Genomic DNA, 4,310 nt, shown 5'->3' with positions numbered 1-4,310 from the left:
TCCGTGCCGCCAGGCCCGACGGCGCACCGATCTACGTGATCATGGACAACCTTTCCGCGCACAAGGGCAGCGACATCCGCCGCTGGGCGAAGAAGAACAAGGTCGAGCTGTGCTTCACCCCGACCTACGCCTCCTGGGCGAACCCGATCGAGGCCCACTTCGGATCACTGCGGCAGTTCACCATCGCCAACTACCACAGACTGTGGGCTCCCACGGCTGTGGCCCTTTTCTGGTGTCGCGGGAGGTGTTGCGGACGACCAGCGCGCCTTCCGTGCCGGTGCGTCAGTGGGAGACGACGACGATCTCCTTGGGTCCCCTGTCGTCGACGCTAAAAAGCGTGTCGGTCACAGTGCGGTTCCTTGCCTGGTGTGAGCGGGGGCAGACGGTCAGGGCTGGGGGGCAGGGCACAGGCGATGAGCTGGGCAAGGTGAGTGCCGCTGCGGTCGGTTTGCTGGGCGATCTGCGTGCGGCAACTGAAGCCGTCAGCCAGGACGATGGTGTCCAGTGCGGCGGCGCGCACGGCGGGCAGCAGGACCTGTTCGCCGGCCGCGACGGATACGCCGTAGTGACCGCGTTCGAAGCCGAAGTTTCCCGCTAGGCCGCAGCAGCCGGAGTTCAGGACGTGGTTGTCGACTCCCATGGCCTGCAGCAGGGTGCTGTCGGCGCTGAAGCCGCTGGTTGCGTGCTGGTGGCAGTGTGTCTGGCTGATGGAGTGGGCGTCGATGCGAGGGGGATACCAGCCCGGGGTGTGGTGGAGGAGAAGTTCTGCGAAGGTGAGGGTGGAATCGGCGAGCGCGCGAGCATCGGAGTTGCCGTCAAGGAGTTCGGGCACATCCGTTTTCAGGGCAGCCGTACAGCTGGGCTCCAAGCCCACGATGCGGATCCCGGTGCGGGTCGCCTCGGCTAGCGTGGTTGCGGTACGGCGGGCGATGCGGCGCGCGACGCGCAATTGTCCGGTGGTGATCCAGGTGAGGGCGCAGCACTGAGTGCCATCCGGTACCTGGACGCGATATCCGGCCTGCTCCAGAACCGTGACGCCCGCCTTGAGGACGTCAGGGGTGAAGTAGTTGTTGAAGGAGTCCACCCACAGCATGACCGGGCCACGGGGCCCCTCACCTTCGGGGGTGCGCGCTCGGAACCAGGCCAGGAATGTCTGGTCAGCGAAGCAAGGAATGTGCCGCTGGGCCGCGATGCCGCTCAGACGCTTGATCACGGGTGCCAGGCGGGACCCGGTGAGCGAGTTGACCAGCCGGGGCGTGCCGGCGGCGATACGAGACAGCAGCGGCAGCCATCCCATGGAGTAATGGGAGGCAGGACGCAGCCGCCCTTGGTAGTAGTGATGCAGGAATTCGGACTTGTAGGTGGCCATGTCAACGCCGACGGGGCAGTCTGTGCTGCAGCCCTTGCACGACAGACACAGGTCGAGCGCCTCCCGCACTTCAGTGGACTTCCAGCCATTGTTGATGACTTCGCCCTGGGTCATTTCGTATAGCAAGCGGGCACGGCCCCGGGTGGAGTCCTTTTCGTCCCGGGTGACGCGGTAGCTGGGGCACATTACCTCGCCGCTGGGAGTCGCCGTGCGGCATTTGCCGACGCCAACGCACCGCCGGGTGGCCTTGGCGAAGTCGCCATCGTCGGCGTGGAAGGGAAAGACCGTGGCTAGAGGCAGCGGGGTGCGGTTCGGGCTAACGCGCAGATTCCCGTCGACGGGCAGCGGCGCCACGATCATGCCGGGGTTCAGTCCGTTGTCCGGGTCCCAGATGCGCTTGAACTGTTCGAACAGGGCGATAACATCCCGCCCGTACAACAGCGGCAGCAACTCGGAGCGTGCTTGGCCGTCACCGTGCTCGCCAGACAGAGAGCCGCCGTGTGCGGCGATCAGCTTGGCAGCATCGGTGACGAAGGCGCGAAACACAGCGGTGCCGTGTTCGGTGGTGAAGTCGAAGTTGATCCGCACATGCAGGCAGCCTTCACCGAAGTGCCCATAGACCGCTCCCCGCAACTGGTGGTGCGTGAGAAGTTCCATGAACTGCCGCAGATAGGAGCCAAGCTGATCGGGCGGAACCGCTGCGTCCTCCCAACCGGGCCACGCCTCTGCCCCGTCGGGCAACCTCGTGGCTAGGCCTGCCCCGTCCTCCCTGATCCGCCACAGCTCTCGGGCACGCACCGGGCTGGTGACGATTTCGCTGCCGGTGAAGCCCACGGTCTGTCCGGCCACTGCGACAAGGTCTGTGGCTCGCTGGGACAGTTCCGCTTCCTGACCGCCGAGTTCGGCAAAAAGCCATGCCTTTGCCTTAGGCAGGGTGTCGACCGCCTGGCGGGTCTCCGTGCGGGTGACGATGCTGGTAATGGCCTGGTCGAGCCCTTCCAGCGCAAGCAGTTGGTGCTTGAGCAGGGTAGGCACGACGTCGGCTGCCGCACAGGCATCGCGGTAGCCGAGGACGACCAGGGCCCGCTCGGGGGGAGGTGATACGAGGTGGACGGTGGCTGAGAGGATGACGGCCAGGGTGCCTTCGCTGCCGACCAAGGCCCGAGCGAGGTTGAAACGCCGCTCTGGCAGCAGGTGCTCCAGCGCGTAGCCTGACACCTGCCGGGGGAAGTGTCCCAGCTGGGTGCGGAGGGTGGCGAGGTTACGTTCGGCGAGCTGGTTCAGGGACAGAATGAGTTGGGCGCGGTCGTCGCCGACAGCCACGGCTTCATCGATCTCTGCCTGAGTCATTTCGCCGAGCCGAACGACTGTGCCGCGGTAGGTGGCCACCTCCAGCTCCAGCACGTTCTCTGCGGTGCGCCCCCAGGCGAGGGAGTGCGAGCCGCACGCGTTATTGCCGATCATGCCACCAAGCGTGCATCGACTGTGGGTGGAGGGGGCCGCGCCGAAGAGCAGCCCATGCGCGCCAGCTGCCGCTTGCAGATCGTCCAGGACGATGCCGGGCTGCACCGTCGCCGTCCGCGTGATTGGATCCAGCGCGAGCAGACGATTGAAGTAACGGGAAAAGTCCAGGACCACCCCTGAGCCGACGGCCTGGCCCGAAGTGCTGGTGCCCGCGCCACGGGAGGTAATCGGGATGCCCAGGCGGCGGCACACGGCGATCGCATTGAGCACATGCTGGCGCTCGCGAGGCCAGACCACAGCCAGGGGAATCTGCCGGTAGTTAGAGGCATCGGCTGAGTACTGGACCCGGTGTCCGACGTCGTCGTGCACCTCGCCGCATTCACCCTTGGCGAGTGCCTCGGTGACGGCTGCCGCGTCGAAACGTATCGGACCCTGCACTGTCGCCGTCACTGCGGTTGCTCCTTGTTCCACAACATTCATGGCTGACCCGTCAAAGCAACGATCCGGTCCGATAGCTCATCCCACAAGAGCCAGCAGCGGGGAAGAATTGACTTCGCAGCAAAAGAAATGCTCATGTCTTCCTTTGGGCTTGCGATCCAGATACGACTCCAGGCAGAGCAGCCGGGCGGCCTTACCGACCCGGCGGCGGATCGCCGCCTTCGGCGTACCGGCAATCCTCAGCGCGAAGCCCATGTTGTCGCCGACAGTCTTATGCGGGTACAGGGCATGATTCTGGAGCACGATCGCGATGTCGCGATCCTTCGGCGGCAGGTGCGTGATGTCCCAGGTGCCGATCCGGGTCGTCCCTTCATCGACGTCCTTCAGGCCGGCCAGCATGCGCAGGCTGGTGGACTTACCGCAGCCGGACGGACCGACCAGGACCACGAACTCGTCGTCGGCGATGTCCAGATCCAGCGCACTGACCGCGGCCCGCTCTCTGCCCGTGTAGCGCCGGGTCGCCCGCTGATAGGTAATCGAGGCCATGCTGTCCCTTCTTTCTCCTTGTGTGATCGCGAATGATGGCCGACTTCATGACATTGGTGGTGATCACTCGGTCGGTACGAGTTCGGCACTGTTCAAGCTGATCCGGGTCGCCATATCGAGGACGCCGTGGGACCACGCACGCATGTACCGAAAGCCTCCGAGGATGTCATGATGATCACAAAAGATAGTGAGCGGGACAGCGGCGTCCGGAGAGCCGATGAACTCCGGCTGCGGCACGGTGAATTCCGCGCCAGCCGCATGAGGGGGGAGATGATCGCCTGAGTGGACTTGGTCCGATGTTTGGGGAGTTCGAGTTCGAGTGGTTGCCGTCGTCGATGGTCGGGTTCGTTGGGGGAGTGGTCTGCTGGGTGGTGGCGTGAATTGATTGTCTGGGTTACTTGATGGCTCCGGTGGTGGTGCCGGCGGCGACGAATTTTTGGGCGATGACGAGGAGGATGAGGGCGGGTAGTGATGCGAGGGCTGCTGTGGCCAT

Annotated in this window: 1 protein-coding gene and 2 pseudogenes; 1 reads left to right on the top strand and 2 read right to left on the bottom strand. The window is 64.8% G+C overall.

Features of this window, described 5'->3' with window-relative positions; genetic code table 11:
* Positions 1–191: pseudogene (locus tag AC07CM_RS50390) on the top strand (transposase); the annotation flags it as partial.
* Between the two features lie 137 nt (positions 192–328).
* Here the strand turns inward: AC07CM_RS50390 and AC07CM_RS50385 are convergent.
* Complete coding sequence (locus AC07CM_RS50385; protein WP_478883284.1) at positions 329–3,283, bottom strand: FAD-binding and (Fe-S)-binding domain-containing protein; 2,955 nt, start codon at positions 3,281–3,283, stop codon at positions 329–331.
* A gap of 132 nt (positions 3,284–3,415) precedes the next feature.
* Positions 3,416–3,817, bottom strand: a pseudogene (locus AC07CM_RS50380) (ATP-binding cassette domain-containing protein); the annotation flags it as partial.
* Positions 3,818–4,310 lie beyond the last annotated feature (493 nt).

The organism is Streptomyces sp. NPDC044061 (assembly GCF_056434305.1).
The sequence above is the reverse complement of the archived record's forward strand: the minus strand, read 5'-3'. Positions and strand labels throughout refer to the sequence as shown.